Raw genomic sequence first — 25,962 nt, forward strand, 5'->3', positions numbered from 1 at the left:
TCCGACGTGGAAAAGCCGCACAGCCTGTAAGGGCGTGCGGCTTTTCTTTAGCGCCTTACCTACTCTGGTAGTCTTTCGGCGCAACCCCGTGAAATGAGAAAGAGGAAGTCGTAGTGTCGCGTAGACGCGTCGTCATTACTGGCATGGGCATGCTGTCGCCGCTGGGCCTGGATGTCCCGAGCAGTTGGGAAGGTATCCTCGCCGGTCGCAGCGGTATCGCCCCGATCGAGCATATGGACCTGTCCGCCTATTCCACCCGCTTCGGTGGTTCGGTCAAGGGTTTCAATGTCGAGGAATACCTGTCCGCCAAGGAAGCCCGCAAGCTCGACCTGTTCATCCAGTACGGTCTCGCTGCCAGCTTCCAGGCCGTTCGCGATTCCGGCCTGGAGGTCACCGACGCCAATCGTGAGCGTATCGGCGTATCCATGGGTTCCGGTATCGGCGGCCTGACCAATATCGAGAACAACTGCCGATCCCTGTTCGAGCAGGGGCCGCGGCGCATCTCGCCGTTCTTCGTGCCCGGTTCGATCATCAACATGGTTTCCGGCTTCCTGTCGATCCACCTGGGTCTGCAGGGGCCCAACTACGCCCTCACCACCGCCTGCACCACCGGTACCCACAGCATCGGCATGGCTGCTCGCAACATCGCCTATGGCGAAGCCGACGTGATGGTCGCCGGCGGTTCCGAAATGGCTGCCTGCGGTCTCGGCCTGGGCGGTTTCGGCGCGGCTCGCGCGCTCTCCACTCGCAACGACGAGCCGACCCGTGCCAGCCGTCCGTGGGACCGGGATCGCGACGGCTTCGTCCTGTCCGACGGTTCCGGCGCCCTGGTGCTCGAAGAACTGGAGCACGCCCGTGCCCGCGGCGCGCGGATCTATGCCGAGCTGGTTGGCTTCGGCATGAGCGGCGACGCCTTCCACATGACCGCGCCGCCGGAAGACGGTGCCGGTGCCGCCCGCTGCATGAAGAACGCTCTGCGCGATGCCGGCCTGGAACCTCGCCAGGTCGATTACATCAACGCCCATGGCACCTCCACCCCGGCCGGCGACATCGCCGAGATCGCCGCGGTGAAGAGCGTGTTCGGCGAGCATGCCCATGCGCTGTCGATGAGCTCGACCAAGTCGATGACCGGCCACCTGTTGGGGGCCGCCGGTGCGGTGGAGGCGATCTTCAGCGTGCTGGCCCTGCGCGATCAGGTCGCCCCGCCGACCATCAACCTGGATAACCCGGACGAAGGTTGCGACCTCGACCTGGTGGCCCACGAAGCCAAGCCGCGCAAGATCGACGTGGCCCTGTCGAACTCGTTCGGTTTCGGCGGGACCAACGGCACCCTGGTGTTCCGCAGGTTCGCCGACTGATGCTGGACTGGGTCGACGGCCGGCCCGCCGCCGAGCTGTCCGTGCGCGATCGCGGACTGGCCTATGGCGACGGGCTGTTCGAGACCCTGGCGGTGCGCGCCGGCACGCCGCGTCTCCTGGAACGCCACCTGGCGCGCCTGGAAGAGGGGTGTCGGCGCCTGGCGATCCCTCTCGACGCCGCGGCGTTGCGCCAGGAGTTGCTGGCGTTCTGCGCGGCGCTGGGCGACGGTGTCGCCAAGCTGATCGTCACCCGCGGCGAGGGTTTGCGTGGCTACGCGCCGCCTGCCGAGGCCTCGCCGCGGCGAATCCTCTCCGGATCGCCGCGTCCGGCCTATCCCGAGCGCCACTGGCAGCAAGGCGTGCGCCTGTTCGCCTGCCATACGCGCCTGGCCGAGCAGCCCCTGCTGGCCGGCCTCAAGCACCTCAATCGCCTGGAGCAGGTCCTCGCCCGTGCCGAGTGGAGCGACGCCGGGCATGCCGAAGGGCTCATGCTGGACGTGCACGAGCGGGTAGTGGAGGGCGTGTTCAGCAACCTGCTGCTGGTTCTCGACGGCACCCTCGTGGCGCCTGACCTGCGGCGCTGCGGCGTCGCGGGAGTGATGCGCGCGGAATTGCTCGAACGCGCCGAAGGAATCGGCGTCCCGCTGGCGATACGGGATGTTTCCATGGCTGAACTGGCGACGGCCGACGAGGTCTTTCTGTGCAACAGCCAGTTCGGCATCTGGCCGGTCCGGGCATTGGACGAGCACGTCTGGCCGGTCGGCGAGCTGACCCGTAAACTGCAAGACCAACTTCGCGACGACCTGGATTTCTGACTTTGATGCGCAAACTGCTGGTGCTGCTGGAGAGTGGCCTGTTGTTCGTTGGCCTCTGCGTCGGCCTGGCTGCATGGCAGCAGCAGCGGGCGCTGGAGCAGCCCCTGCAATTGACCGAGGAGCGCCTGCTGGACGTTTCCTCGGGCTCCACGCCGGGCGGCATGCTCGCGCGTCTGGAGCAGGAAGAGGTGCTCCATGGCGCGTTCTGGCTGCGCCTCTACTGGCGTTTCAACCTGCCGGGCCAGGCCCTGCACAGCGGCGAATACCGCCTCTTGCCGGGGATGAAGGGCGCCGACCTGCTGGAACTCTGGCGTGAAGGCGAGGTGGTGCAGTACAGCCTGACCCTGGTCGAGGGCTGGAGTTTCCGCCAGGTGCGCGAAGCGCTCGCCAGGCAGGGCAAGCTGGAGCAGACCCTGGCCGGCCTGAGCGACGGCGAGATCATGCAACGCCTCGGCAAGCCCGACGAAGTGGCCGAAGGGCGCTTCTTCCCCGATACCTACCGCTACACCCGTGGCATGCGCGACATCGACATACTGCGCAAGGCCTACCAGCGCATGCAGAGCATCCTCGCCAAGGAATGGGATGGCCGCAGCCAGGACCTGCCTTATCGCGACGCCTACCAGGCGCTGATCATGGCCTCGCTGGTGGAAAAGGAAACCGGCGTGCCGGAAGAGCGTTCGCAGATCGCCGGCGTCTTCGTCCGCCGCCTGCAGCGCGGCATGCTGTTGCAGACCGATCCGACGGTGATCTATGGCATGGGCGAGCGCTACAACGGCAAGATCACCCGCGCCGACCTGCGCGAACCGACCCCTTACAATACCTATGTGGTGCCGGGCATGCCGCCGACCCCGATCGCCCTGGCCGGGCGCGAGGCGATTCGCGCCGCGCTGCATCCGGCCGAGGGCGAGACCCTGTATTTCGTGGCGCGCGGCGATGGCAGCCATGTGTTCTCCAGCAGCCTGGACGAACACAACAAGGCGGTCCGCGAGTACCAGTTGAAGCGTCGCTCGGACTATCGCTCCAGCCCCGCGCCCATTACCACGCCGCCACAATGAGCGGCGCAGCCAAGATAAGGAGTGCCGTGTGACCGGCCTGTTCGTCACCCTGGAGGGCCCGGAAGGGGCCGGCAAGAGCACCAACCGCGACTACCTGGCCGAGCGTCTGCGCGAGCGCGGCATCGAGGTGCAGTTGACCCGCGAGCCTGGCGGCACGCCTCTCGCCGAGCGCATCCGTGAACTGCTGCTGGCGCCCAGCGACGAGCCGATGGCCGCCGATACCGAGCTGTTGCTGATGTTCGCCGCGCGGGCCCAGCATATCGCCGGGGTCATCCGCCCGGCGCTGGCGCGCGGGGCCGTGGTGCTCTGCGATCGCTTCACCGATGCCACCTATGCCTACCAGGGCGGCGGGCGCGGTTTGCCGGAGGCGCGCATCGCCGCGCTGGAAAGCTTCGTCCAGGGCGACCTGCGGCCCGACCTCACGCTGGTCTTCGACCTGCCGGTGGAAATCGGCCTGGCGCGGGCGGCGGCGCGTGGCCGGCTCGACCGTTTCGAGCAGGAGGACCGACGCTTCTTCGAGGCCGTGCGTCAGACCTACCTGCAGCGCGCCGCGCAGGCCCCGGAGCGTTACCAGGTGCTCGATGCCGGGTTGCCGCTGGCCGAGGTGCAGGCTGGCCTGGATCGGCTGCTGCCGAATCTGCTGGAGCGTCTGAATGGCTGATATCTATCCCTGGCAGCAGGCGCTCTGGAGCCAACTGGGCGGCCGCGCCCAGCACGCCCACGCCTATCTGCTCTACGGTCCCGCCGGGATCGGCAAGCGTGCCCTGGCCGAGCATTGGGCCGCCCAACTGCTCTGCCAGCGGCCCGCCGCCGCTGGCGCATGCGGCGAGTGCAAGGCCTGCCAGTTGCTCGCCGCCGGTACCCATCCGGACTACTTCGTGCTGGAGCCGGAGGAAGCGGAGAAACCGATCCGGGTCGACCAGGTCCGCGACCTGGTTGGCTTCGTGGTGCAGACCGCGCAACTGGGCGGACGCAAGGTCGTGTTGCTCGAGCCCGCCGAGGCGATGAACGTGAACGCCGCCAACGCCCTGTTGAAAAGCCTCGAAGAGCCGTCGGGCGATACCGTGCTGCTGCTGATCAGCCACCAGCCCAGCCGCCTGTTGCCGACCATCAAGAGCCGCTGCGTGCAGCAGGCCTGCCCTTTGCCGGGCGCGGCGGCGAGTCTGGAATGGCTGGCGCGGGCCCTGCCCGACGAGCCGGCCGAGGCCCTGGAGGAACTGTTGGCGCTTTCCGGCGGCTCGCCGCTCACCGCCCAGCGCCTGCACGGCCAGGGCGTGCGCGAGCAGCGCGCGCAGGTGGTCGAGGGGGTGAAGAAGCTGCTCAAGCAGCAGATCGCCGCCAGCCCACTGGCCGAAAGCTGGAACAGCGTGCCGTTGCCATTGCTGTTCGACTGGTTCTGCGACTGGACGCTGGGCATCCTGCGCTACCAGTTGACCCACGACGAGGAGGGGCTGGGGCTGGCCGACATGCGCAAGGTGATCCAGTACCTGGGCGACAAATCCGGGCAGGCCAAGGTGCTGGCCATGCAGGACTGGCTGCTGCAACAGCGGCAGAAAGTGTTGAACAAGGCCAACCTCAACCGTGTCCTGCTTCTCGAAGCCCTGCTGGTGCAGTGGGCAAGCCTGCCCGGGCCGGGCTAGAATCCCGCTGATATTCGACTGGCAGGAACCTGCATGAGTTTGCCACCCAATCTGGGGCCGCGTAACGGCATCCTGTCCTTGACCATCAAGGACAAGTCCGTGTTGTACGCCGCCTACATGCCGTTCATCAGGAACGGCGGGCTGTTCATTCCCACCAACAAGAACTACAAGCTCGGCGACGAAGTCTTCATGCTGCTCAACCTGATGGAAGAGCCGGAGAAGATCCCGGTGGCCGGCAAGGTCGTCTGGATCACCCCGAAGGGCGCCCAGGGCAACCGTGCGGCGGGCATCGGCGTGCAGTTCAACGACGGTGACAACACCGCCCGCAACAAGATCGAAACCTACCTGGCCGGGGCGCTGAAGTCGGACCGGCCGACCCACACGATGTAACGCTAGACAGGATCATGCTGGTCGATTCCCACTGCCACCTCGATCGCCTCGACCTGGCCGCCCATGGCGGCTCGCTCGATGCGGCGCTGGATGCCGCGCGAGCGCGTGGCGTCGTTCAATTCCTCTGCATCGGCGTCAGCGCCGACAATGCCCAGGCGGTGAAGGCCCTGGCCGAGCGCTATGCCGACGTGCACTGTTCGGTCGGCGTGCACCCGCTGGACCTGGAGCCTGGAAGCGCGCCAGCGCTGGACTGGCTGCTGGGTGAACTGGCGCATCCGCGGGTGGTGGCGATCGGCGAGACCGGCCTCGACTACCACTACGAACCGGAAGCCGCCGAGTTGCAGCAGGAGGCGTTTCGCCTGCACCTGGAAGCCGCGCGGATCACCGCCAAGCCAGTGATCGTGCACACCCGCGAGGCGCGCGCCGACACGCTGGCGCTGCTGCGCGAGGCGGCGTTGCCGCAGGCCGGCGTGCTGCATTGCTTCACCGAGGACTGGGAAATGGCGCGATCGGCGCTGGACCTGGGCTTCTACATTTCCCTGTCCGGCATCGTCACCTTCCGCAATGCCGATGCCCTGCGCGAGGTGGCTCGCCAGGTACCGGCCGACCGGCTGCTGGTGGAGACCGACTCGCCCTACCTGGCGCCGATTCCCCATCGCGGCAAGCCGAACCTGCCGGAATACGTGCGCGATGTCGCCGAATTCCTCGCGACGTTGCGTGGCGTCAGCCTGGAAACCCTGGCGGAGCAGACTACCGCCAATTTCCATCGGCTGTTTCCGTTGGCCCGCTAGGCCGGCGAACGGATAAAAAAAACCCGGGTTCTGGGGGATGAATCCGGGTCAAGACCATTAGGAGTGGAACAAAGGTACGCATTCCTCGGTACCTTCACTGGCTGGGTACTTGGGGGGAGATACCGCGCGCCAGTACCTTTCAGTATTGGTCATGTTCGTGGGGCGTCCAGACAGGGCTGGCGGTTTTTTAAACAGATTTGGAATACCCTTGCCGTCCTTGAGTACCTAGGTGCCTGCGACCTGGCGCAAGATCGCCAGGGTGTCGTCGATCACCGTCGAACTCGTGTAGAAGTGCGGGGAAAAACGGATACCTCCGCCACGCTGGGCGCAAATGACCCGCTCCTGGCGAAGCGTTTCGAAGAGTGTCCGGCTGTCCCGGCCGTCCAGGCTGAAGGTCAGAATGCCCGCGCGTCGGCTCGGGTTCCGCGGGCTGTGCAGGCGTACCCCGGGAATTCCCGACAGACCGTCCTGTAGCCACTGGACGCGCTCGGCGATGTCTCTGCCGACCCGCTCCATGCCGACCTCCTCCAACAGCCCAAGGCTGGCCTCCAGGGCCATCGCGCCGAGCATGTTCGGGCTGCCGCATTCGAAGCGCCGGGCGCTGCGCGCCGGCCGCCAGTCGCGACGCTCGTAATCGAGGGCATGTTCCAGCATGTGCCAGCCATATTCGTGCAGCGCCAGGCGCTCGCGCTGCTCGGGATGGCAATAGAAGACGCCCAGCCCTTCGGGGCCGAGCATCCACTTGTGCCCATCGGCCATGGCGAAGGCACAATCGTAGGCCTGTACGTCGAAGGGCAGGGCGCCGAGCTGCTGGATCGCGTCGATGCAGAACAGCACGCCGCGGCGGCGACATTCCGCGCCGATGCGCTCCAGGTCAAGGCACAGGCCGCTGGCGTACTGCACCGCGCTGATCGACAGCAGGCGGGTGCGCGGGCCGCAGGCGGCGAGGAGGGCGCCCTCGGGATCGTCGCCGGCGAGACCGACCTCGACCACTTCGACGCCGCGCGGGCGCAAGGCTTCCCAGACCACTCTATTGGACGGGAACTCCTCGTTGCCGATGACGACCTGGTCTCCCTCTCGCCAATCCAGGCCGAAGGCTACGAAGGAAAGCGCCTCGGAGGTGTTCTTGACCAGTGCGAGGTCGCTGCCGGCGCGCGCATTGAGCAGTCGGGCAAGGCGCTCGCGCAGGCGATGTTCTATCTTCAGCCATTCCGGATAGTCGCTGGCGCCGTGGGCGACGTTCTCCCGGGCGAAGGCGCTCACCGCGTCGGCGGCGCGTCTAGGCCAGGGTGCGACCGCTGCGTGGTTGAGGTAGCGCAGACCGTTGGTCTGGTCGAATTCGTCCTGGTAACAATTCATCGTCGGATGTTCCGTGCATTTTCGTGCTGAATAGGCATAATACGCGGCTTCGATTTTTGACTCATTTTGACCTGACAGTCTTTTTATGCAGAAAGAGCCTCGCAAAGTTCGTGAATTTCGTCGCCGTGAACAGGAGATTCTCGATACCGCCCTCAAGCTGTTCCTCGAACAGGGGGAAGACAGCGTAACGGTCGAGATGATCGCGGATGCCGTCGGCATCGGCAAAGGCACGATCTACAAGCACTTCAAGTCCAAGGCGGAGATCTACCTGCGCCTGATGCTGGACTACGAGCGCGATCTCGCCGCCCTGTTCCATTCCGAAGACGTAGCCCGCGACAAGGAAGCCCTGTCGCGCGCCTACTTCGAGTTCCGCATGCGCGATCCGCAGCGCTACCGCCTGTTCGACCGCCTGGAAGAGAAGGTGGTGAAGACCAGCCAGGTGCCGGAGATGGTCGAGGAACTGCACAAGATCCGCGCCTCCAACTTCGAACGCCTGACCCAGCTGATCAAGGAGCGTATCGCCGACGGCAAGCTGGAGAACGTTCCGCCGTACTTCCATTATTGCGCTGCCTGGGCGTTGGTGCATGGCGCCGTGGCGCTGTACCACTCGCCGTTCTGGCGCGAGGTGCTGGAAGACCAGGAAGGTTTCTTCCACTTCCTGATGGATATCGGCGTGCGCATGGGCAACAAGCGCAAGCGCGAAGGCGACGCTCCCAGCTCCTGATGCCTGTGGTGCCGGGACGCAGTCACTGCGCCCCGCGCACTCTTTGCCGGCAGGGATATACTCGTCGCCCATCGATCCGCCGGCGGGACGTCGGCTGTCCATTTCCGGCGAATCCGCCGGTGGCACCGTCCCGGTGGCGGCTCCACGTTCGTTCAGGAGTTCTCCGATGAGTGTCCGTGAATTCCCTATCCACTACATCGAACCGGTGTTCCGGCCCCCGAGCGAGGCGCATTCGCTGATCCTCCCGGTGACCAATGGCTGTTCCTGGAACAAATGCGGCTTTTGCGAGATGTATACCCAGCCGCAAAAGAAATTTCGCGCCCGCGACGAGAACGAGGTACTGGAGGAGATCCGCCGCTGCGGCGAGCGCCTGATCGTCAAGCGGGTGTTTCTCGCCGATGGCGACGCCCTGGTATTGCCGACCCGCCGGCTGCTCGCGGTGCTGCAGGCGATTCGCGAGCACTTGCCGGAGGTGGAGCGGGTATCCAGCTACTGCCTGCCGCGCAACCTGCGCAGGAAGTCGGTCGACGAGTTGCGCGAACTGGCCGACGCCGGGCTACGAATGGCCTATGTCGGCGCCGAGTCCGGCGACGACGAAGTGCTGGCGCGGGTGAACAAGGGCGAGACCTATTCCTCTACCCTGGATGCGCTGGAAAAGCTTGGCGAGGCGGGGATCAGTCGTTCGGTGATGATCCTCAACGGTCTGGGCGGAATGACCCTGAGCGCGCAGCACGCGGACAACTCCGCGCGCCTGATGAACGCCGCCCAGCCGGAGTATCTGTCGACCCTGGTGGTGAGTTTCCCTACCGGCGAGCAGCGTTTCCGTGCTGGCTTCGCCGATTTCGAGGCGCTGGATCGGCGTGCCCTGTTCGTCGAGGTCGAACGCCTGTTGCAAGGGTTGGAGCTCGAAGACACGGTATTTCGCAGCGACCACGCTTCCAACTATCTGGTGCTCAAGGGCGAACTGGGTGCCGACAAGGCGCGCCTGCTGGCCGAGGTCCGCCAGGCCATCGAGCAGCCGCAGCACGCTGCCCTGCGCCAGGAGTGGCAGCGTGGTCTGTGATGGCGCGGAAGCTGCATCGGCTCGTCATTCGCCGGTTTTCCGACGCCGGCAGGGGAGATGACCGATGTTGCACCTGTTCCGTATCGCCCTGGCGATGCTCCTCTTGGGCAGCCTGTCCGCCTGCATGAAGCCCAGCGACCTGGCCGACGGCGCCGACTACTACCTGCGCGACGCCGGGGTGCTCGATCACAGCGCCAGCCAGCGCAGCAACAACCGGCGGATCCAGGCCGACTCCTTCATCTACATCGGCCAGGGCCCGTTCGTGCCGCCGGGCTACCGGTACGCGCGGCCGAACGTGGTGGCCGAGCAGGCCTTCGAAGGTTTCGTCGAGTATTTCCCGCTGGTGCGCCGCGCCAAGGCGCCGCTCGGCCTGGACGACGCGATGCGCGAGGCGCGTGCCGCCGGCGCCCACTACCTGCTGTACTGCCGTTTCGCCCGGGGCGACAACAGGATCGGCAACTGGGAGGAGTGGGAAGACGAAGAGGAACTCGGCCGGGTCGGGCGCGATCGCAGTGTCATCCAGGTCATGCTGATCGAGACCAGCACCCGTTTCCTGGTGGACAGCGCGACCATCCGCAGCCGCGGCGGTTTCCTGACGTTCTACGATGCCACCCCGGAAGACCTGCTGCGTCCGCCGCTGGAGCAGTACGCCCAGGAATTGCTGGGCCTGAACAGTCGAGGAACAGGCTATGAGTGATACCGGCAAGGCCAACGACCTGCTGGCGCAGATCCCCAGGGACGAAAAGAAGGGCCTGCCGCCCGTGCACCTGTGGAATCCGCCGTTCTGCGGCGACATCGACATGCGCACCGCCCGCGACGGCACCTGGTTCTACCTGGGCACGCCGATCGGACGCAAGCCGATGGTGAAGCTGTTCTCCAGCATCATTCGCCGCGACGGCGACGACTATTTCCTGGTGACTCCGGTGGAAAAGGTCGGTATCCGCGTCGACGACGCGCCCTTCGTCGCGGTGACCCTGCAGGTGCAGGGCGAGGGTGGGGCGCAGGTGCTGCGCTTCGCCACCAACGTCGAGGACGAGGTCGAGGCGGACGCCGGGCATCCGCTGCGCGTCGAGATCGACTCCCGCACCCAGGAGCCCACGCCCTACCTGCGGGTGCGCGACAACCTCGAGGCGCTGGTGCATCGCAACGTGTTCTACCAGCTGGTCGAGCTGGCGGTGCCGCGCCGGATCGACGGCATCGAATGGCTCGGCGTCTGGAGCCACGGCGAGTTCTTTCCCATCGGTCCGCAGCCGGACTGACAGGCGCAGCATGAAAAAAGGCTCCCGAGGGAGCCTTTTTCGTTTGCCTTACATGTTGGGGTAGTTCGGCCCGCCGGTACCTTCCGGCGCCACCCAGGTGATGTTCTGCGCCGGGTCCTTGATGTCGCAGGTCTTGCAGTGCACGCAGTTCTGCGCGTTGATCTGGAAGCGCTTGCTGCCGTCGTCGTTGGCCACCACTTCGTACACGCCTGCCGGGCAGTAGCGCTGGGCCGGCTCGTCGTAGAGCGGCAGGTTCTTCTCGATCGGAATGCTCGCATCGGCCAGCTTGAGGTGGATCGGCTGGTCTTCCTCGTGGTTGGTATTGGAGAGGAACACCGAGGACAGCTTGTCGAAGCTGAGCTTGCCGTCCGGCTTCGGGTAGTCGATCTTCGGCGCTTCGCTGGCCTTTTTCAGGCAGGCGTAGTCCGGCTTGTCGTCATGCAGGGTGACGGGGATCTTGCCGCCGAAGATGTTCTGGTCGATGAAGTTGAACGCGCCGCCGCCGATAGCGCCGAACTTGTGGATGGCCGCGCCGAAGTTGCGGCTGCGGAACAGTTCGTCGTACAACCAGCTGGCCTTGAACGCATCGACGTAGTTGGACAGCTCGTCGCCGCCTTCGCGGCCGGCGGCCAGGGCCTCGGCGATCGCGTCGGCGGCGAGCATGCCGGACTTCATCGCGGTGTGGCTGCCCTTGATCTTGGCGAAGTTCAGGGTGCCGAGGTCGCAACCGATCAGCGCGCCGCCGGGGAAGACCATCTTCGGCAGCGAGTTCAGGCCGCCCTTGCAGATGGCCCGGGCGCCGTAGGCCACGCGCTTGCCGCCTTCCAGGTACTGCCTGACCACCGGGTGGTGCTTGTAGCGCTGGAACTCGTCGAACGGCGACAGGTGCGGGTTGCTGTAGGACAGGTCGATGATCAGGCCGACGAACACCTGGTTGTTCTCCAGGTGGTAGAGGAACGAGCCGCCGGTATTTTCGTCGTTCAGCGGCCAGCCGGCGGTATGGACCACCAGGCCGGGCTTGTGCTTGGACGGGTCGATATCCCAGATTTCCTTGATGCCGATACCGTAGTGCTGGGCATCGGCCTCGCTGTCCAGGTTGTATTTCTTGATCAGTTGCTTGCCGATGTGCCCGCGGCAGCCTTCGGCGAACAGGGTGTACTTGGCCCGCAGCTCCATGCCGGGGGTGTAGTAGCCTTCTTTCGGGTTGCCTTCGCGGTCGACGCCGAGGTCGCCGGTGACGATGCCGCGGACCACGCCGTTCTCGTCGATCAGCGCTTCCTGGGCGGCGAAGCCCGGGTAGATCTCCACGCCCAGTCCTTCGGCCTGTTGGGCCAGCCAGCGGCAGAGGTTGCCCAGGGAGATGATATAGTTGCCCTCGTTGTGCATGGTCTTGGGCACGAAGAAGTTGGGCACCTTGGTAGCGCTCTCGGCGCTCTTCAGGACGTAGATGTCGTCGCCGGTCACCGGAGTATTGAGCGGCGCGCCGAGTTCCTTCCAGTCGGGGAACAGCTCGTTCAGCGCGCGCGGCTCGAACACCGCGCCGGAGAGGATGTGGGCGCCCACTTCGGAACCCTTCTCGACCACGCAGACGCTGATCTCTTGACCGGCTTCGGCGGCCTTCTGCTTCAGTCGGCATGCGGCGGACAGACCGGCGGGGCCGGCGCCGACGATGACGACGTCGAATTCCATGTATTCGCGTTCCACTATCGATCTCCTACTCAAGGCTCACGGTATCTGTTTATTGGTGGCTGAGATCTTTCCCTGATCAGAGCGGGCGCATTATATATAGCTGCATGGGCAGGTCCAATACAAACGTTTGTTTGAATTCTTTGGAAGCCTGATAGAATCGGCATTCGAGGGGGGGAAACCACCCTTTTGCCGTATTGACCGAAAAGGGTGATCCGGTCAAGATACGGGCGGTTTTGCGGTCGCTGTCTAGCAGAGTGTCGGTTTCCGGCCGGCGAGCATCACCGGCCAGGCCTGTCTGGCGACATCCTTATTCACCGGAGAATAACGAGGAATCCATGAAGGTTCTTGTAGCAGTCAAACGAGTGGTCGACTACAACGTCAAGGTCCGCGTCAAGGCGGACAACTCCGGCGTCGACCTCGCCAACGTCAAGATGTCCATGAACCCCTTCTGCGAAATCGCCGTGGAAGAAGCCGTGCGCCTGAAAGAGAAGGGCGTGGCTACCGAGATCGTCGCTGTCTCCGTCGGCCCGACCGCCGCCCAGGAGCAACTGCGCACCGCGCTGGCGCTGGGCGCTGACCGTGCGATCCTGGTGGAGAGCAACGACGATCTGAACTCCCTGGCCGTGGCCAAGCTGCTCAAGGCCGTGGTCGACAAGGAGCAGCCGCAGCTGGTGATCCTCGGCAAGCAGGCCATCGACAGCGACAACAACCAGACCGGCCAGATGCTCGCCGCGCTGACCGGCTACGCCCAGGGCACCTTCGCCTCCAAGGTCGAGGTCGCTGGCGACAAGGTCAACGTGACCCGCGAGATCGATGGCGGTCTGCAGACCGTCGCGCTGAACCTGCCGGCCATCGTCACCACCGACCTGCGCCTGAACGAGCCGCGCTACGCGTCGCTGCCGAACATCATGAAAGCCAAGAAGAAGCCGCTGGATGTGGTGACCCCGGACGCCCTGGGCGTTTCCACCGCTTCCACCGTGAAGACCCTGAAGGTCGAGGCGCCGGCTGCGCGCTCCGCTGGCATCAAGGTCAAGTCCGTGGCTGAACTGGTAGAGAAACTGAAGAACGAGGCGAAGGTAATCTAATGGCTATCCTGGTTATCGCTGAGCACAACAACGCGGCCCTGGCGGCTGCCACCCTGAACACCGTTGCCGCTGCCAAGGCCATTGGCGGCGACATCCACGTGCTGGTCGCCGGACAGAACGTTGCCGCCGTGGCCGACGCCGCCGCCAAGATCGAGGGCGTCTCCAAGGTGCTGGTCGCCGACAACGCCGCCTACGCCCACCAACTGCCGGAAAACGTCGCGCCGCTGATCGCCGAGCTGGGCAAGAACTACAGCCACGTGCTGGCCCCGGCTACCACCAACGGCAAGAACTTCCTGCCGCGCGTCGCCGCGCTGCTGGACGTCGACCAGATCTCCGAGATCGTCGAAGTGGTCAGCCCCGACACCTTCAAGCGTCCGATCTACGCCGGCAACGCCATCGCTACCGTGCAGTCCTCGGCTGCGGTCAAGGTGATCACCGTGCGTACCACCGGCTTCGACGCCGCCGCCGCCGAAGGCGGTTCGGCTGCCGTCGAGCAGGTTTCCGGCCCGGCCGATGCCGGCAAGTCCGCCTTCGTCGGCGAAGAGCTGGCCAAGTCCGACCGTCCGGAACTGACCGCTGCCAAGATCGTGGTCTCCGGCGGCCGCGGCATGCAGAACGGCGACAACTTCAAGATCCTCTACGCCCTGGCCGACAAGCTGGGTGCCGCAGTCGGCGCCTCCCGCGCCGCGGTCGACGCCGGTTTCGTGCCGAACGACATGCAGGTCGGCCAGACCGGCAAGATCGTCGCCCCGCAGCTGTACATCGCGGTGGGCATCTCCGGTGCCATCCAGCACCTGGCGGGCATGAAGGACTCGAAGGTGATCGTCGCGATCAACAAGGACGAAGAGGCGCCGATCTTCCAGGTCGCCGACTACGGCCTGGTCGCCGACCTGTTCGACGCCGTACCGGAGCTGGAAAAGGCTGTCTGAGCCTGATTCCAAGCCGACAAGACCCGCTCCCCGGAGCGGGTTTTTTTATGTCCGGGCTGCGACGCGTGACCCTTTGGTCACGATTCCTGCCTTCGGTCCGCCCAAGCGGAGGTGTCTCATTTACAATGCGCGACGTCTCTAGCTCCTGAATGTGCTTTTCCGGCATCTAGCAACCGAGGTTTTCATGATCATCAAACCGCGCGTGCGTGGCTTCATCTGCGTCACTACCCATCCGGCAGGCTGCGAGGCCAACGTCAAGCAACAGATCGACTACGTCGAGGCCAAGGGCCCCGTCGTCAACGGACCGAAGAAGGTCCTGGTCATCGGTTCCTCCACCGGCTATGGCCTGGCTGCCCGCATCACCGCCGCGTTCGGTTCCGGCGCCGATACCCTCGGGGTGTTCTTCGAGCGTCCGGGCAGCGAGAGCAAGCCGGGCACCGCCGGCTGGTACAACTCGGCGGCTTTCGAGAAGTTCGCCCACGAGAAAGGCCTGTATGCCCGCAGCATCAATGGCGACGCTTTCTCCGACGAGGTGAAGCGGCTGACCATCGAGACCATCAAGCGCGATCTCGGCAAGGTCGACCTGGTGGTCTACAGCCTGGCCGCGCCGCGCCGTACCCATCCGAAGAGCGGCGAAGTGTTCTCCTCGACCCTCAAGCCGATCGGCAAGTCGGTCAGCTTCCGTGGCCTGGACACCGACAAGGAAGTGATCAAGGACGTGGTCCTGGAGGCGGCCAGCGACCAGGAGGTCGCCGATACCGTTGCGGTGATGGGCGGCGAGGACTGGCAGATGTGGATCGACGCGCTGCTGGAGGCCGACGTGCTGGCCGACGGCGCGAAGACCACCGCGTTCACCTACCTGGGCGAGAAGATCACCCACGACATCTACTGGAACGGTTCCATCGGCGCGGCCAAGAAGGATCTCGACCAGAAGGTCCTCGGTATCCGCGACAAGCTCGCCCCGCTGGGCGGCGACGCGCGCGTCTCGGTGCTCAAGGCGGTGGTGACCCAGGCCAGCTCGGCGATCCCGATGATGCCGCTGTACCTGTCGCTGCTGTTCAAGGTGATGAAGGAGCAGGGCACCCACGAAGGTTGCATCGAGCAGGTCGACGGCCTGTACCGGGAGAGCCTGTACGGCGCCGAGCCGCGCCTCGACGATGAAGGCCGCCTGCGTGCCGACTACAAGGAACTGCAGCCGGAAGTGCAGTCCCGCGTCGAGGAGTTGTGGGACAAGGTAACCAACGAGAACCTTTACGAGCTGACCGACTTCGCCGGCTACAAGAGCGAGTTCCTCAACCTGTTCGGTTTCGAGGTCGCTGGGGTCGACTACGAGCAGGACGTCAACCCGGACGTGCAGATCGCCAACCTGATCCAGGCCTGAGGTCTGTATCCGAGCCGCCCTCGCGACGGCTCCCGCTCCCCCGAACCGGCGCCCAGGCGCCGGTTTGCGTTTTCAGCGACCGGCCACCTGGGCGTTCCGTACGCCGTCGAGGAAGGCCTGGTAGTGCTGCGCGGTTTCCTCCGGGCGTTCGACCATCGGCACGTGTCCGCAGTTTTCCATGATCACCACGCTGGGCCGCTTCAGCAGCGGACGCATCACCTCGATGCTGGAGACGTCCAGCACGCGGTCGCGGTCGCCCCACAGCAGCAGGGTCGGTACCTCGATCTTCGGCAGTTCCGGCTCCAGCGGGATGTAGCGCTGGCGCAGTTGTTCGAATATCTGCGCGTTGAACGCCGACGCGGCTACCGCGCGTTCACCGAGGTAGCGCTTGAGCGGCGCCGGCAGCGGCGGTTGCTGGACGAACACGAAGTCGAGCAGCTTCTGGAAGTCTTCCGGCTGGCGCACCACCAGGGGATTCTCGCCGCGCTCCAGGTCCTCGAACAGTTCGCTCTTGCGTGCCGGCATCACCCCGGCGTTGTCGATCAGCGCCAGCGATAGCACCTGTTCCGGATGGCGCGCCGCGTAGAGCGCGGCAATGTGCCCGCCCATGGAGTTGCCGGCCAGGTGCAGGCGGCGCACGCCGATGGCGGCGGCGAAGTTGGCGACTCGCTCGGCCTGGGTGCCGACGTCGTAGCTGGCCTGTTGCGGCTTGCTGCTGTCGCCGAAGCCGGGCAGATCGAGGGCGACCACATGGTAGCGCTCGGTCAGCGGCCGGGCGAAGCGCAGCCAGTTGTCCTTGTCGGCTCCGAAGCCGTGGATCAGCAACAGGGTCGGGTTCTTTTCCGAGCCACCTTCCAGGTAGGCGATCTCCAGGTTGTCGACCTGCACGCTGTGCTCGCTGAGACCAGCGAGACCGCGCTCGACGGTGCGTACGCTGGCGAGGAGGGTAGCCGGGACGAAGTAGAGGACGCCGGAGGCGACCGCCAGCAGCAGAACCAGAGCGAGGAGGAATCGTTTCATGGGTGTCCGAAGGCTTCAGGGAAAAAGGGGCCAGCGCTGAACGCTAGCCGTGCCGGCCCGCTGTCGCAAGCCTTGCGACGAGTCTAGGCGTGCTGCCGGTGGTCGGCGCCGAACCTAAGGACGGCGGTTCATTCGCCGGGTCGATAGAGGTGTCGATGCTCGGCGCGGTACAGCGAAGAATCGGCGAAGCCTTCGGCGGCCAGCACCTCGCCGACCAGGATCAGCGCGGTGCGGCGGAAATTCCTGGCGGCGACCTTGGGCAGGATGTCGCCGAGGGTGCCGCGAACCTGTTCCTGGTCCGGCCAACTGGCCCGGTGGATCACCGCGACCGGGCAGTCGGCGCCGTAGTGCGGCAGCAGTTCCTCGACGATCTTCGCCAGGTGGGCGACGCCCAGGTGGATCGCCAGGGTCGCCCGGTGCCGCGCCAGGTCGCCCAGGCTCTCGCCTTCCGGCATCTTCGTGCGTGCGGCGTAGCGGGTCAGGATCAGCGTCTGGGACACTTCGGGCAGGGTCAGCTCGCAGCCGAGCAGGGCGGCGCAGGCGGCGGTGGCGGTGACCCCGGGGACGATCTCGTAGGGGATGCCGAGTTCGCGCAGGTGGCGGATCTGCTCGCCGATGGCGCCGTACAGGGAGGGATCGCCGGAATGCACGCGGGCTACGTCGAGGCCGCGGCGATGGGCTTGCGCGAGTAACTCGACGATCTGTTCGAGGTCCAGCTCGGCGGTGTTCACCACCTGGCCGGCCTGGTGCCCCTCGAGCAGCGCCTGCGGAACCAGTGAGCCGGCGTAGAGGATCACCGGGCACTGGCGGATCAGGCGCTGCCCCTTGACGGTGATCAGGTCGGGGTCGCCGGGACCGGCGCCGATGAAATAGACGGTCATGGGAGTTCTCGTTCGGTGAGAAGACGTGCCAGGGCAATGCTCGCCCGGTCGTCGCTGCGTTTCGCCCCGAGCAGATCGGCGCGACCGCCGCCCAGGCGTTCGGCCAGGGCCAGGGCGGCGGCCTCGGCGACGCTGGAGCAGCCGGTTTCGCGCAGCGCGACGGCGGAGGGACTGAGCAGGCGCGGCTCGTAGTCGTGCAGGACGGCGGGCGCCAGGAAATGCAAGGGGCGTTCGAGCAGCGTGGCCAGTTGCCGCAGGCCGGGTTCGTCGCGTTTGCCGTCGATGCTGGCTAGGGCGTCCAGCTCGGCCAGGTCGCGCCCGTGTTCGCCCAGCGTTCGCTCCAGCAGCGCGCGCAGATGCTCGGCGTTACAGCCTCGGCGGCAGCCGATGCCGGCGATCAGCAGACTGGGGATGGGCAGGGGCATGCGCGGACCGGAGGAGATGGAAGGAGAGACACTATGGACCCGCGACCGGCATTGGTCGCGGGCGGAAGGGGTCAGGCGTCGACGCCGGCACGGTTGCGCCGGAACAGCCAGGCAGCGGCCAGGCCGAGGGCGGCCCAGAACAGCGCATTGCTGACCAGCGAGGCGACCACGAAACGCTGGGCCAGGGCTTCCGGCGCCAGGCTGGCATGGATCTCGGGCTGCGGCGCGCCGAACAGGTGCGGCAGCGCCAGCAGGACGGCGCCGACCAGCTTCAGCGGCCAGTTGCCGCCGAACACCAGCAGGGCCAGGCCCACCGCGGTGGCGGCGGCGGTGGCGATCCACCAGTACTGGCGTTGCACCAGGTCGGCCGCGGCGGTACCCGGCAGCTCCGGCGGCAGGCCCAGCGACGGCGCAAGGCAGAACACCGCGTAGCCGGCCAGGCCCCAGAGCAGGCCCTGCCAGGTCTGGCCCGGCGCGCGCAGGGTGAAGAGGCCGGCGAGCATCAGGGCGAAGCCGACCGCCACCACCAGATTGCCGCCGGTGGTGGAGAGGGTACGCTGCCAGCCGTCCTCCGGCTCCCAGGCCTCCTCGTCGTGGACATGGGCGGCGACGCCGGGGGCGTGTTCGTGGGGCTGGGTCGCGACCGGCTCGCTCTTCTCGTAGGTCTCCGCCTCGAGGATCAGCGGGGTGACCCAGAGAATCTGCAGCAGGGTCAGCAGCAGGGCGGCGAGCAGGCCGGCGAAGCCGGCGGTCTGGGCGATGCGCTTGATCATCCTGGTTCCCTCGCGACTCAGTGGCAGGGGAAGCCGGAGCTGTGCCGGGTATCGTGGGCGGCGTTGTGTACCGCGTCGATGTGCGAGAAACCGGCGAAATAGACCAGCAGCGCACCGAGCAGGCCGGCGCCGATGGCCAGGCTCAGTCGCTTCGACAGGGAGGTGGTGGAGCTGGCGTGCGCCAGGGTGCTGCTGGACATGGTGCGTTCCCTCTGGATCGGCATGGGCGTGGCAGAGGAGTACGCACGAGGAACGGGCCCGGACGGCCCGCTTCACGCTTGCGCCCGCCCACCGCGGGTGAATCAAACGAAAGGTTCCAGGCCGGTCTCCGGGCTCGCGCGCGATGCGCTTACCGTTGCGGGGGCAGCGCCGGACTGGCTCGGAGAGCGTCACCGGCTTCCCGTTTCACCTCGTGCGCGCCGGCACGAGACACCTGGGACAACCTGCCTAGGACAGCATGAAGGACCGCCGGGCGTCAACCGGCCCGATTGACCCTGGCCCGCGCACTGCGTAGCCTTGCCGGTTCGAGGTTCCTCGCCGGCGACGGCGGGGCTAAGAGGGAACGCGGTCGATGCCGCGGCTGCCCCCGCAACTGTGAACGGCGATCGTTCCCCAATGCCACTGCGTGACGCGGGAAGGCGGGGAGCCGGCGGAGACGCCAGACCGTGAGCCAGGAGACCTGCCTCGTCGATCCCGTGGCGCGATGCCCGGGGACAAGACTTCCATACAACCGGGCGGGGTGATCCGGTGGCGAATCCGTTGCGCGGCCCCTGCGTCCGCGCCACTCGTCCGCATGCCCGCCGAGCTGAACAAGGGCTGCCCATGAAAACCCTGGCGAAACTCCCCGTCACCATCGTCACCGGCTTCCTCGGCGCCGGCAAGACCACCTTGCTCCGGCACATGCTGGACAACGCCGAAGGCCGGCGCATCGCGGTGATCGTCAACGAGTTCGGCGAACTCGGTATCGATGGCGAGATCCTCAAGCAATGTTCCATCGGCTGCAGCGAAGAAGAGGCGCAGGGGCGGGTCTTCGAGCTGGCCAACGGTTGCCTGTGCTGCACCGTGCAGGAAGAGTTCTTCCCGGTGATGCGCGAGCTGGTGGCGCGCCGCGGCGACCTTGACCAGATCCTCATCGAGACCAGCGGCCTCGCCCTGCCCAAGCCGCTGGTGCAGGCTTTCCAGTGGCCGGAAATCCGCAACGCCTGTACGGTCGACGCGGTGATCACCGTGGTCGACAGCCCGGCGGTGGCGGCCGGCACCTTCGCCGCCCATCCCGAGCAGGTGGACCAGCAACGCCGCCAGGACCCCAACCTCGACCATGAATCGCCGCTGCACGAACTGTTCGAGGACCAGTTGGCCAGTGCCGACCTGGTGATCCTGAACAAGGCCGACCAGCTCGACGCCGAGGCCCTGGCACGGGTCCGCGCGGAGATCGCCGGAGAGCTGCCGGCGGCGGTGAAGATCGTCGAGGCGAGCCGGGGCGAGCTGCCGCTCCCGGTCTTGCTGGGACTCAACGCCGAGGCCGAGCTGCACATCGACGGCCGGCCGACCCACCACGACCACGAAGGCCACGAGGACCACGACCACGACGAGTTCGACTCCTTCCACGTCGATCTCCCCGAGGTGGAGGAAGCTGCGCTGCTCGAGGCCCTCGGCGAGCTGGTGGAGCGTCACGACATACTTCGCATCAAGGGTTTCGCCGCCATTCCGGGCAAGCCCATGCGCCTCTTGGTGCAGGGCGTCGGCAAGCGCTTCGACAGGCATTTCGACCGCAAGTGGCTGGCCGACGAAGCCCGCAGTACCCGGCTGGTGGTGATCGGCCAGGAGCTGGACCAGGCCGTCATCGCCAACCAGCTGCGCACAGCGCTTGCCTGATCCGTGATCCCTGGCTGGGTGCCGGCGATGGCGATTCGCCGGCACCCAGCTTCTTGCGTCCTACCGGTAGAGCGTCCATGCACCTGTTGCGCACCCAACCCGGCGGCTTCGTTCCCGACGACGGCATCGCCCACCTGGCCCAGACTCCCGCCGAGCTGGTGATCCTCTGCAGCGGCGATTCGCACCTCGCATTGCTGGCCGAGGCCGCCCGCGCGCTGCCGGACGACTATCCGAGCCTGCGCCTGGCCAACCCCATGCAGTTGCAGAACCACGCCTCGGTGGACCTCTACGTCGACGAAGTGCTGCGGCACGCGCGGGTGATCCTGCTTTCGCTGCACGGCGGCATCGGCTACTGGCGCTACGGCGTGGAGCAGCTGGTGGCGCTGGCCGAGCGCGGCGCGCTGCTGATCCCGGTGCCCGGCGACGACCGCCCCGACCCGGAGCTGAGCGCCCTCGGCAACCTGCCGGCGGAGCAGGCCGAGCGCTTCTGGCAATACTTGCGCCAGGGCGGCCTGGAGAACGCCGGGCAGTTCTACCGCTGCCTGGCCAGCCAGTGCCTCGGCCGCGACTACGCCTGGCGCGAACCGCAGGCGCTGCCGCGGGTGGCGCTGTTCCATCCACGGCATACCGAGACGACCCTGGAACACTGGCGTGCCGACTGGCAGGCCGGGCGTCCGGTGGTCGCGCTGCTGTTCTATCGCACCCACCTGCAGGCAGCCAACACCGCCTTCATCGCACGCTTCTGCGAACGCCTCGCGGCGCAGGGGCTCAACCCGTTGCCGATCGCGCTGGCCAGCCTCAAGGAAAGCGCCTGTCTGGCGCAGGTGGAAGACTGGCTGGAGCGCAGCGACGCCGCGCTGATCGTCAATACCACCGGTTTCGCCCAGTCCAATCCGGAGGCGCCCGAGTTGCGTCCGTTCCGTCGCGACGTGCCGGTGTTGCAGGCGATCTGCTCGCTGGACAACCGCCCGCTCTGGCTGGACAACCCGCAAGGCCTGGGGCCGCGCGACCTGGCCATGCACGTGGCGCTGCCGGAGCTGGACGGACGCATCGTCACCCGGCCGATCAGTTTCAAGGGCCTGGCCTGGCGCAGCGAACGCAGCGAGAGCGACGTGGTCTGCTATCTCGCCGACGACGAGCGCATGGATTTCGTCGCCGAACTGGCGCGGCGCTGGGCCGAGCTGGCGCGCAAGCCAAGCGCGGAAAAGCGGGTGGCGCTGGTGCTGGCCAACTACCCGACCCGTGATGGCCGGATCGGCAATGGCGTCGGCCTGGACACCCCGGCGGCGGCGCTGAACATCCTTCGCGCCCTGCGCCAGCAGGGCTACCCGGTCGACGGACTGCCCGCCAGCGGAACCGAGCTGATCCGCCAGTTGCTAGGCGGCGTCAGCAACGACCTGGAGCATCTCGACCTGCGGCCCTGCGCCCAGAGCCTGGCGCTGGACGACTACCTGGCCTGCTTCGCACGCCTGCCGGAGCGTAATCGCCAGGCGGTACTGGCGCGCTGGGGCGAGCCGCAACAGGACCCGATGTTCCGCGACGGGCGGATGATGGTCGCCGGCCTGCGCTATGGCCTGACCTTCGTCGGCATCCAGCCGGCGCGTGGCTATCAGCTCGATCCGGCGGCGGTCTACCACGATCCCGACCTGGTGCCGCCGCACGGCTACCTGGCGTTCTACTTCTGGCTGCGCCACGCCTACCGCGCCGATGCCCTGCTGCACGTCGGCAAGCACGGCAACCTGGAATGGCTGCCGGGCAAGGGAGTCGGCCTGTCCGCCGAATGCTGGCCGGACGCGTTGCTCGGTCCGCTGCCGAACATCTATCCGTTCATCGTCAACGATCCGGGGGAGGGCGCCCAGGCCAAGCGCCGCACCCAGGCGGTGATCATCGACCACCTGATGCCGCCGCTGACCCGCGCCGAGAGCTACGGCCCGCTGCGCGACCTGGAGCGCCTGGCCGACGAGTTCTACGATGCTTCGCTGCTCGACCCGCGCCGCGCCGAACAGTTGCGCGGCGAGATTCTCGTCCTCCTGCGCGACAACCGTCTCGACCGCGAGATCGGCTTGCAGCTCAGCGACGATCCGGACAGCTGGCTGCCGCAGCTGGACGCCTATCTCTGCGACCTGAAGGAGTCGCAGATCCGCGACGGCCTGCATGTATTCGGCGAATCGCCGAGCGGCCGATTGCGCCTGGATACCCTGCTGGCGCTGCTGCGGGTTCCGCGCGGCGATGGCAAGGGCGCCAACGCCGGGTTGCTGAAGAGCCTGGCGGACGACCTTGGCCTGGGCTTCGATCCGCTGGCCTGCGACATGGGCGAGGCCTGGCAGGGCGCGCGGCCGGCCTGCCTGGAAGAGCGGGGCGGGGAGCCCTGGCGCACCCTCGGGGATACCCGCGAACGCCTGGAATTGCTGGCGTTGCACTGGATAGAACGCTGCCTGGGCGGCGAGCCGCCGCCTGCCGCCTGGCGTGCCAGCGGCGAGGTGTTGCGCGGCTTGTGCGAACAGGTGGCGCCGACCCTGGATGCCTGTGGCGCGGCCGAGATCGACGGGCTGCTGGCTGCCCTCGAAGGGCGCTTCGTGCCGGCCGGTCCGAGCGGCGCGCCGAGTCGCGGGCGACTCGACGTGCTGCCCACCGGACGCAACTTCTTCTCGGTGGACGTGCGCAACCTGCCGACCCCGACCGCCTGGCGCATCGGCTTCCAGTCGGCCAACCTGCTGCTCGAGCGTCACCTGCAGGAGCATGGCGATCACCTGCGCCAGCTCGGCCTATCGGTGTGGGGCACGGCGACCATGCGCACCGGCGGCGACGACATCGCCCAGGCCCTGGCCCTGCTCGGCGTGCGACCGGTCTGGCAGGCCGGCAGCCAGCGCGTCGCCGATTTCGAGATCCTTCCGGTTTCCCTGCTGGACCGCCCGCGGGTCGACGTGACGTTGCGGGTCTCCGGGTTCTTCCGCGACGCCTTCGCCAACCTGATCCGCCTGTTCGATGCGGCGGTGCAGGCGGTCGCCGAGCTGGACGAGGCGGAGGAGCTGAACCCGCTGGCCGCTCGCGTGCGCCTGGAGCGCCAGCGCCTCGAGGCGCAGGGCACGGCGCCGGCGGAGGCGCGCCGGCAGGCCGGCTGGCGGATCTTCGGCGCCAAGCCGGGGGCCTACGGCGCCGGCGTGCAGGGCGCAATCGAAGAGCGGCTGTGGGAGACCCGCGCCGACCTTGCCGAGGTCTACCTGAACTGGGGCGGCTACGCCTACGGTGCCGCCGACGACGGCACGCCGGCGCGGGAACGCTTCGCCCAGCGCCTGGAGCGCCTGCAGGCGGTGCTGCACAACCAGGACAACCGCGAGCACGACCTGCTCGATTCCAACGACTACTACCAGTTCCAGGGCGGCATGCTGGCGGCGGTGGAAACCCTGCGTGGCGCGCCGGTGGCCAGTTACCACGGCGACCACAGCCAGCCGGACAACCCGCGCATCCGCACGCTCAAGGAAGAACTCAACCGAGTGGTGCGGGCGCGGGCGGTGAATCCGAAGTGGATCGCCGGGATGAAGCGCCACGGCTACAAGGGCGCCTTCGAACTGGCGGCGACGGTGGACTACCTGTGCGCCTTCGATGCCACCAGCGAGTTGATCGACGACCACCAGTACGCGCTGCTGGCCGACGCCTACCTGCTCGACGCGGAGACCCGCGAGTTCGTCCGCCAGCACAATCCGCAAGCCTTGCGCGACATGGCCGAGCGCCTGGTGGAGGCGCAGCGGCGCGGGCTCTGGCAGGAGCCGGGGGCCTATCGCGAGGCCCTGGAGAACCTGCTGCTGGACGTCGAAGAGGAATAGCGGAGCGGCATGGCCGCTCGCGCCGCTTTCAGCGCCCCTCGGCGAGCCGCCGGGCGGCGTCGCGGAGAATCCGCTCGGTGCCTTCCCAGCCGAGGCAGCCGTCGGTGATCGAGACGCCGTAGCGCAGTTCGCCGCCGAGCGCCTGGCAACCGTCGAACAGGTGGCTTTCCAGCATTACCCCGACCAGGTCGCTGGCGCCGGCCAGGCGCTGCTCCAGCACGCTGGCGAGGACGCCGGGCTGGTTCAGCGGGTTCTTGCCGCTGTTGGCGTGACTGCAATCGACCATCATCCGCGTGGCGATGCCCTGGCTTTCCAGGGCCTGGCGTACGGCCTGCACCTGCTCGGGGCCGTAGTTCGAACCGTGGCGGCCGCCGCGCAGCACCACATGGGTGTCCGGATTGCCGCGGGTCTCGATCAGCGCCGGGTGACCGTGCGGGTCGAGGCCGAAATGGCGGTGGCCGTGGGCCGCCGAACGGATCGCGTCGCAGGCGATGCCGACGCCGCCGTCGGTGCCGTTCTTGAAGCCCACCGGCAGGCCGAGGCCGCTGACCAGCTCGCGGTGGATCTGCGACTCGCTGGTGCGCGCGCCGATCGCCGCCCAGCTCAGCAGGTCGTCGAAGTAGCCGGCGGCCAGCGGTTGCAGGAGTTCGGTGGCCAGCGGCAGGCCGAGGCGCAGCATGTCCAGCATCAGTTGCCGGGACAGCGCCAGGCCGGCGGCCATGTCGTCGCTGCCATCCAGGTGCGGGTCGTAGGCGAGGCCCTTCCAGCCCACCGTGGTGCGTGGCTTTTCCACGTAGGCGCGCATCACCAGCAGCAACTGGCCGTCGAGTTCGTCGCTCAGCGCGGCGAGGCGTTCGGCGTATTCGAGGGCGGAGCGGGGATCGTGGATCGAACAGGGACCGACTACCACCAGCAGGCGCGGGTCGTCGCCGTCGAGGATGGCGCGGATGGCGTCGCGGCTGGCGGCGACCTGGCTGGCCAGCTCCAGCGGCAACGGCTGGCGGGCCTTGAGTTCGAGCGGGCTGGGCAGGCGTTCCAGGGCGGTACGGGCGGTGGCGCTGGGCAGGGCGACGGCCTGGACGTTCGGCGAAAGGGCGGTCAGTGCGGATACGGATGAGTTCATGGTCTGGCTTCCTGGGCTGGCGGCGGGTGTCCCGCGCGCGTCGTGCCCTATCGAGGTGTTCGGCAATGTCGTGGGTTGGCGAGCGGCTGGCGGCCGTCGCTAAATCGCCAGGTGTTGAGCGGGTAGCCAGTGCGGTAGCGGTATGCGGTCATGATCGATGTCCTGTGCGTTGGTCTGTGGTTGTGGCCTTGTGGGCCGGAAAAACAAAACCCCCGGTCGGGGAGCCGACCGGGGGTTTGCGTGTGCAGGGTAGGCGTCCCGTATACCGTGGGCGCCGTTGGGGTATCAGGCGCCGGAGTGGCTAAACCAATACCCGAAGAAATACGCGGCACGGGGTGCCTGCGGCGCACGCGCGCGCAACGACAGGCCAGGGCGCGAGGCGCTGGAATGCAGGTGCGGATGGCGAGTGTGCGGCATGGGTTTCTCCCGTGAACGAGTTCCGAGCTTACTGCAAGCGAGGCGGCCGGTTCAACGATTGTTTCACGGTTCGATACCGGCGCCGC

24 protein-coding genes and 2 riboswitches are annotated in these 25,962 nt (G+C 67.0%); of the genes, 16 read left to right on the top strand and 8 right to left on the bottom strand.

Annotated elements, in window-relative coordinates; genetic code table 11:
• Positions 1 to 113: 113 nt before the first annotated feature.
• Genes fabF through HMPREF2886_RS17400 form a run of 7 tightly spaced genes read left to right on the top strand, consistent with a single transcriptional unit; the run spans position 114 to position 6,049 of the window.
• A complete protein-coding gene (fabF, locus tag HMPREF2886_RS17370; RefSeq protein WP_070747924.1) occupies positions 114 to 1,358 on the top strand; it encodes a beta-ketoacyl-ACP synthase II in 1,245 nt (414 codons plus the stop codon).
• Positions 1,358 to 2,173 carry an aminodeoxychorismate lyase gene (gene pabC, locus HMPREF2886_RS17375; RefSeq protein ID WP_070747926.1) on the top strand — a complete coding sequence of 272 codons (816 nt, stop codon included), beginning with the start codon at positions 1,358 to 1,360 and terminating at the stop codon, positions 2,171 to 2,173. Before fabF ends, pabC begins: the two co-directional genes overlap by 1 nt.
• Positions 2,174 to 2,178: 5 nt before the next feature.
• Entirely contained in the window at positions 2,179 to 3,228 is a 1,050-nt protein-coding gene (mltG, locus tag HMPREF2886_RS17380) for an endolytic transglycosylase MltG (protein WP_033970442.1), read from the top strand.
• Between the two features lie 28 nt (positions 3,229 to 3,256).
• Positions 3,257 to 3,889 (top strand): dTMP kinase, encoded by a 633-nt coding sequence (gene tmk, locus HMPREF2886_RS17385; RefSeq protein ID WP_003122486.1) that lies wholly within the window; start codon positions 3,257 to 3,259, stop codon positions 3,887 to 3,889.
• Positions 3,882 to 4,868, top strand: a complete 987-nt coding sequence (locus HMPREF2886_RS17390; protein ID WP_003104126.1) for a DNA polymerase III subunit delta' — start codon at positions 3,882 to 3,884, stop codon at positions 4,866 to 4,868. Before tmk ends, HMPREF2886_RS17390 begins: the two co-directional genes overlap by 8 nt.
• A gap of 33 nt (positions 4,869 to 4,901) precedes the next feature.
• Positions 4,902 to 5,258, top strand: coding sequence for a PilZ domain-containing protein (locus tag HMPREF2886_RS17395; RefSeq protein ID WP_003091119.1), 357 nt, complete (start codon positions 4,902 to 4,904; stop codon positions 5,256 to 5,258).
• 14 nt (positions 5,259 to 5,272) lie between these two features.
• Positions 5,273 to 6,049 (top strand): TatD family hydrolase, encoded by a 777-nt coding sequence (locus HMPREF2886_RS17400; protein WP_033970427.1) that lies wholly within the window; start codon positions 5,273 to 5,275, stop codon positions 6,047 to 6,049.
• A gap of 225 nt (positions 6,050 to 6,274) precedes the next feature.
• On the opposite strand, the gene HMPREF2886_RS17405 is transcribed toward HMPREF2886_RS17400, so the two are convergent.
• Positions 6,275 to 7,408 (bottom strand): aminotransferase class V-fold PLP-dependent enzyme, encoded by a 1,134-nt coding sequence (locus HMPREF2886_RS17405; RefSeq protein WP_070747928.1) that lies wholly within the window; start codon positions 7,406 to 7,408, stop codon positions 6,275 to 6,277.
• 85 nt (positions 7,409 to 7,493) lie between these two features.
• Here HMPREF2886_RS17405 and HMPREF2886_RS17410 point away from each other — a divergent pair, with 85 nt between their 5' ends.
• From HMPREF2886_RS17410 to HMPREF2886_RS17425, 4 genes are all read left to right on the top strand, one after another.
• Positions 7,494 to 8,132, top strand: coding sequence for a TetR/AcrR family transcriptional regulator (locus HMPREF2886_RS17410; RefSeq protein WP_033975976.1), 639 nt, complete (start codon positions 7,494 to 7,496; stop codon positions 8,130 to 8,132).
• Positions 8,133 to 8,298: 166 nt separating this feature from the next.
• Positions 8,299 to 9,195, top strand: a complete 897-nt coding sequence (locus HMPREF2886_RS17415; RefSeq protein WP_003091113.1) for a radical SAM protein — start codon at positions 8,299 to 8,301, stop codon at positions 9,193 to 9,195.
• Between the two features lie 64 nt (positions 9,196 to 9,259).
• Positions 9,260 to 9,892, top strand: coding sequence for a DUF4823 domain-containing protein (locus tag HMPREF2886_RS17420; protein ID WP_003091112.1), 633 nt, complete (start codon positions 9,260 to 9,262; stop codon positions 9,890 to 9,892).
• Entirely contained in the window at positions 9,885 to 10,454 is a 570-nt protein-coding gene (locus HMPREF2886_RS17425) for a DUF1285 domain-containing protein (RefSeq protein ID WP_070747930.1), read from the top strand. Before HMPREF2886_RS17420 ends, HMPREF2886_RS17425 begins: the two co-directional genes overlap by 8 nt.
• A 48-nt stretch (positions 10,455 to 10,502) precedes the next feature.
• Here HMPREF2886_RS17425 and HMPREF2886_RS17430 read toward each other — a convergent pair whose 3' ends face one another.
• On the bottom strand, positions 10,503 to 12,158 hold the full coding sequence (locus tag HMPREF2886_RS17430) for an electron transfer flavoprotein-ubiquinone oxidoreductase (RefSeq protein ID WP_033970422.1): 1,656 nt from the start codon (positions 12,156 to 12,158) through the stop codon (positions 10,503 to 10,505).
• Between the two features lie 320 nt (positions 12,159 to 12,478).
• Here HMPREF2886_RS17430 and HMPREF2886_RS17435 point away from each other — a divergent pair, with 320 nt between their 5' ends.
• The 3 genes from HMPREF2886_RS17435 (at position 12,479) to fabV (ending at position 15,538) form a co-directional block, all read left to right on the top strand.
• Positions 12,479 to 13,228, top strand: coding sequence for an electron transfer flavoprotein subunit beta/FixA family protein (locus HMPREF2886_RS17435; RefSeq protein WP_033970419.1), 750 nt, complete (start codon positions 12,479 to 12,481; stop codon positions 13,226 to 13,228).
• Complete coding sequence (locus HMPREF2886_RS17440) at positions 13,228 to 14,157, top strand: electron transfer flavoprotein subunit alpha/FixB family protein (protein ID WP_033970416.1); 930 nt, start codon at positions 13,228 to 13,230, stop codon at positions 14,155 to 14,157. Before HMPREF2886_RS17435 ends, HMPREF2886_RS17440 begins: the two co-directional genes overlap by 1 nt.
• A 184-nt stretch (positions 14,158 to 14,341) precedes the next feature.
• Positions 14,342 to 15,538, top strand: a complete 1,197-nt coding sequence (fabV, locus tag HMPREF2886_RS17445; RefSeq protein ID WP_070747932.1) for an enoyl-ACP reductase FabV — start codon at positions 14,342 to 14,344, stop codon at positions 15,536 to 15,538.
• 72 nt (positions 15,539 to 15,610) lie between these two features.
• Here fabV and HMPREF2886_RS17450 read toward each other — a convergent pair whose 3' ends face one another.
• The 5 genes from HMPREF2886_RS17450 to HMPREF2886_RS17470 form a co-directional block, all read right to left on the bottom strand.
• Complete coding sequence (locus tag HMPREF2886_RS17450; protein WP_033970413.1) at positions 15,611 to 16,558, bottom strand: alpha/beta fold hydrolase; 948 nt, start codon at positions 16,556 to 16,558, stop codon at positions 15,611 to 15,613.
• Positions 16,559 to 16,686: 128 nt separating this feature from the next.
• Positions 16,687 to 17,439 carry a precorrin-4 C(11)-methyltransferase gene (cobM, locus tag HMPREF2886_RS17455; protein ID WP_003102926.1) on the bottom strand — a complete coding sequence of 251 codons (753 nt, stop codon included), beginning with the start codon at positions 17,437 to 17,439 and terminating at the stop codon, positions 16,687 to 16,689.
• Positions 17,436 to 17,864 (bottom strand): cobalamin biosynthesis protein, encoded by a 429-nt coding sequence (locus tag HMPREF2886_RS17460; RefSeq protein WP_070747934.1) that lies wholly within the window; start codon positions 17,862 to 17,864, stop codon positions 17,436 to 17,438. Before HMPREF2886_RS17460 ends, cobM begins: the two co-directional genes overlap by 4 nt.
• 71 nt (positions 17,865 to 17,935) lie before the next feature.
• Positions 17,936 to 18,637, bottom strand: coding sequence for a CbtA family protein (locus HMPREF2886_RS17465; protein ID WP_039027681.1), 702 nt, complete (start codon positions 18,635 to 18,637; stop codon positions 17,936 to 17,938).
• Between the two features lie 17 nt (positions 18,638 to 18,654).
• Positions 18,655 to 18,837, bottom strand: coding sequence for a CbtB domain-containing protein (locus tag HMPREF2886_RS17470; RefSeq protein ID WP_003091059.1), 183 nt, complete (start codon positions 18,835 to 18,837; stop codon positions 18,655 to 18,657).
• 101 nt (positions 18,838 to 18,938) lie between these two features.
• Positions 18,939 to 19,089, bottom strand: a riboswitch (cobalamin riboswitch).
• A gap of 58 nt (positions 19,090 to 19,147) precedes the next feature.
• Positions 19,148 to 19,339: riboswitch (cobalamin riboswitch) on the top strand.
• Between the two features lie 120 nt (positions 19,340 to 19,459).
• On the opposite strand from HMPREF2886_RS17470, the gene cobW reads away from it, so the two are divergent.
• Complete coding sequence (gene cobW / locus HMPREF2886_RS17475) at positions 19,460 to 20,512, top strand: cobalamin biosynthesis protein CobW (protein WP_033970407.1); 1,053 nt, start codon at positions 19,460 to 19,462, stop codon at positions 20,510 to 20,512.
• A 77-nt stretch (positions 20,513 to 20,589) separates the two neighbouring features.
• A complete protein-coding gene (gene cobN, locus HMPREF2886_RS17480; RefSeq protein ID WP_070747936.1) occupies positions 20,590 to 24,336 on the top strand; it encodes a cobaltochelatase subunit CobN in 3,747 nt (1,248 codons plus the stop codon).
• 28 nt (positions 24,337 to 24,364) lie between these two features.
• On the opposite strand, the gene HMPREF2886_RS17485 is transcribed toward cobN, so the two are convergent.
• The gene (locus HMPREF2886_RS17485; protein WP_042164431.1) at positions 24,365 to 25,459 is read right to left on the bottom strand and encodes a 3-deoxy-7-phosphoheptulonate synthase; all 1,095 of its coding nucleotides are present in this window, start codon (positions 25,457 to 25,459) and stop codon (positions 24,365 to 24,367) included.
• Between the last annotated feature and the right edge of the window lie 503 nt (positions 25,460 to 25,962).

Origin of the sequence: Pseudomonas sp. HMSC066A08, from assembly GCF_001813025.1 — a bacterium.
Taxonomy (GTDB): Bacteria; Pseudomonadota; Gammaproteobacteria; order Pseudomonadales; family Pseudomonadaceae; genus Pseudomonas; species Pseudomonas aeruginosa.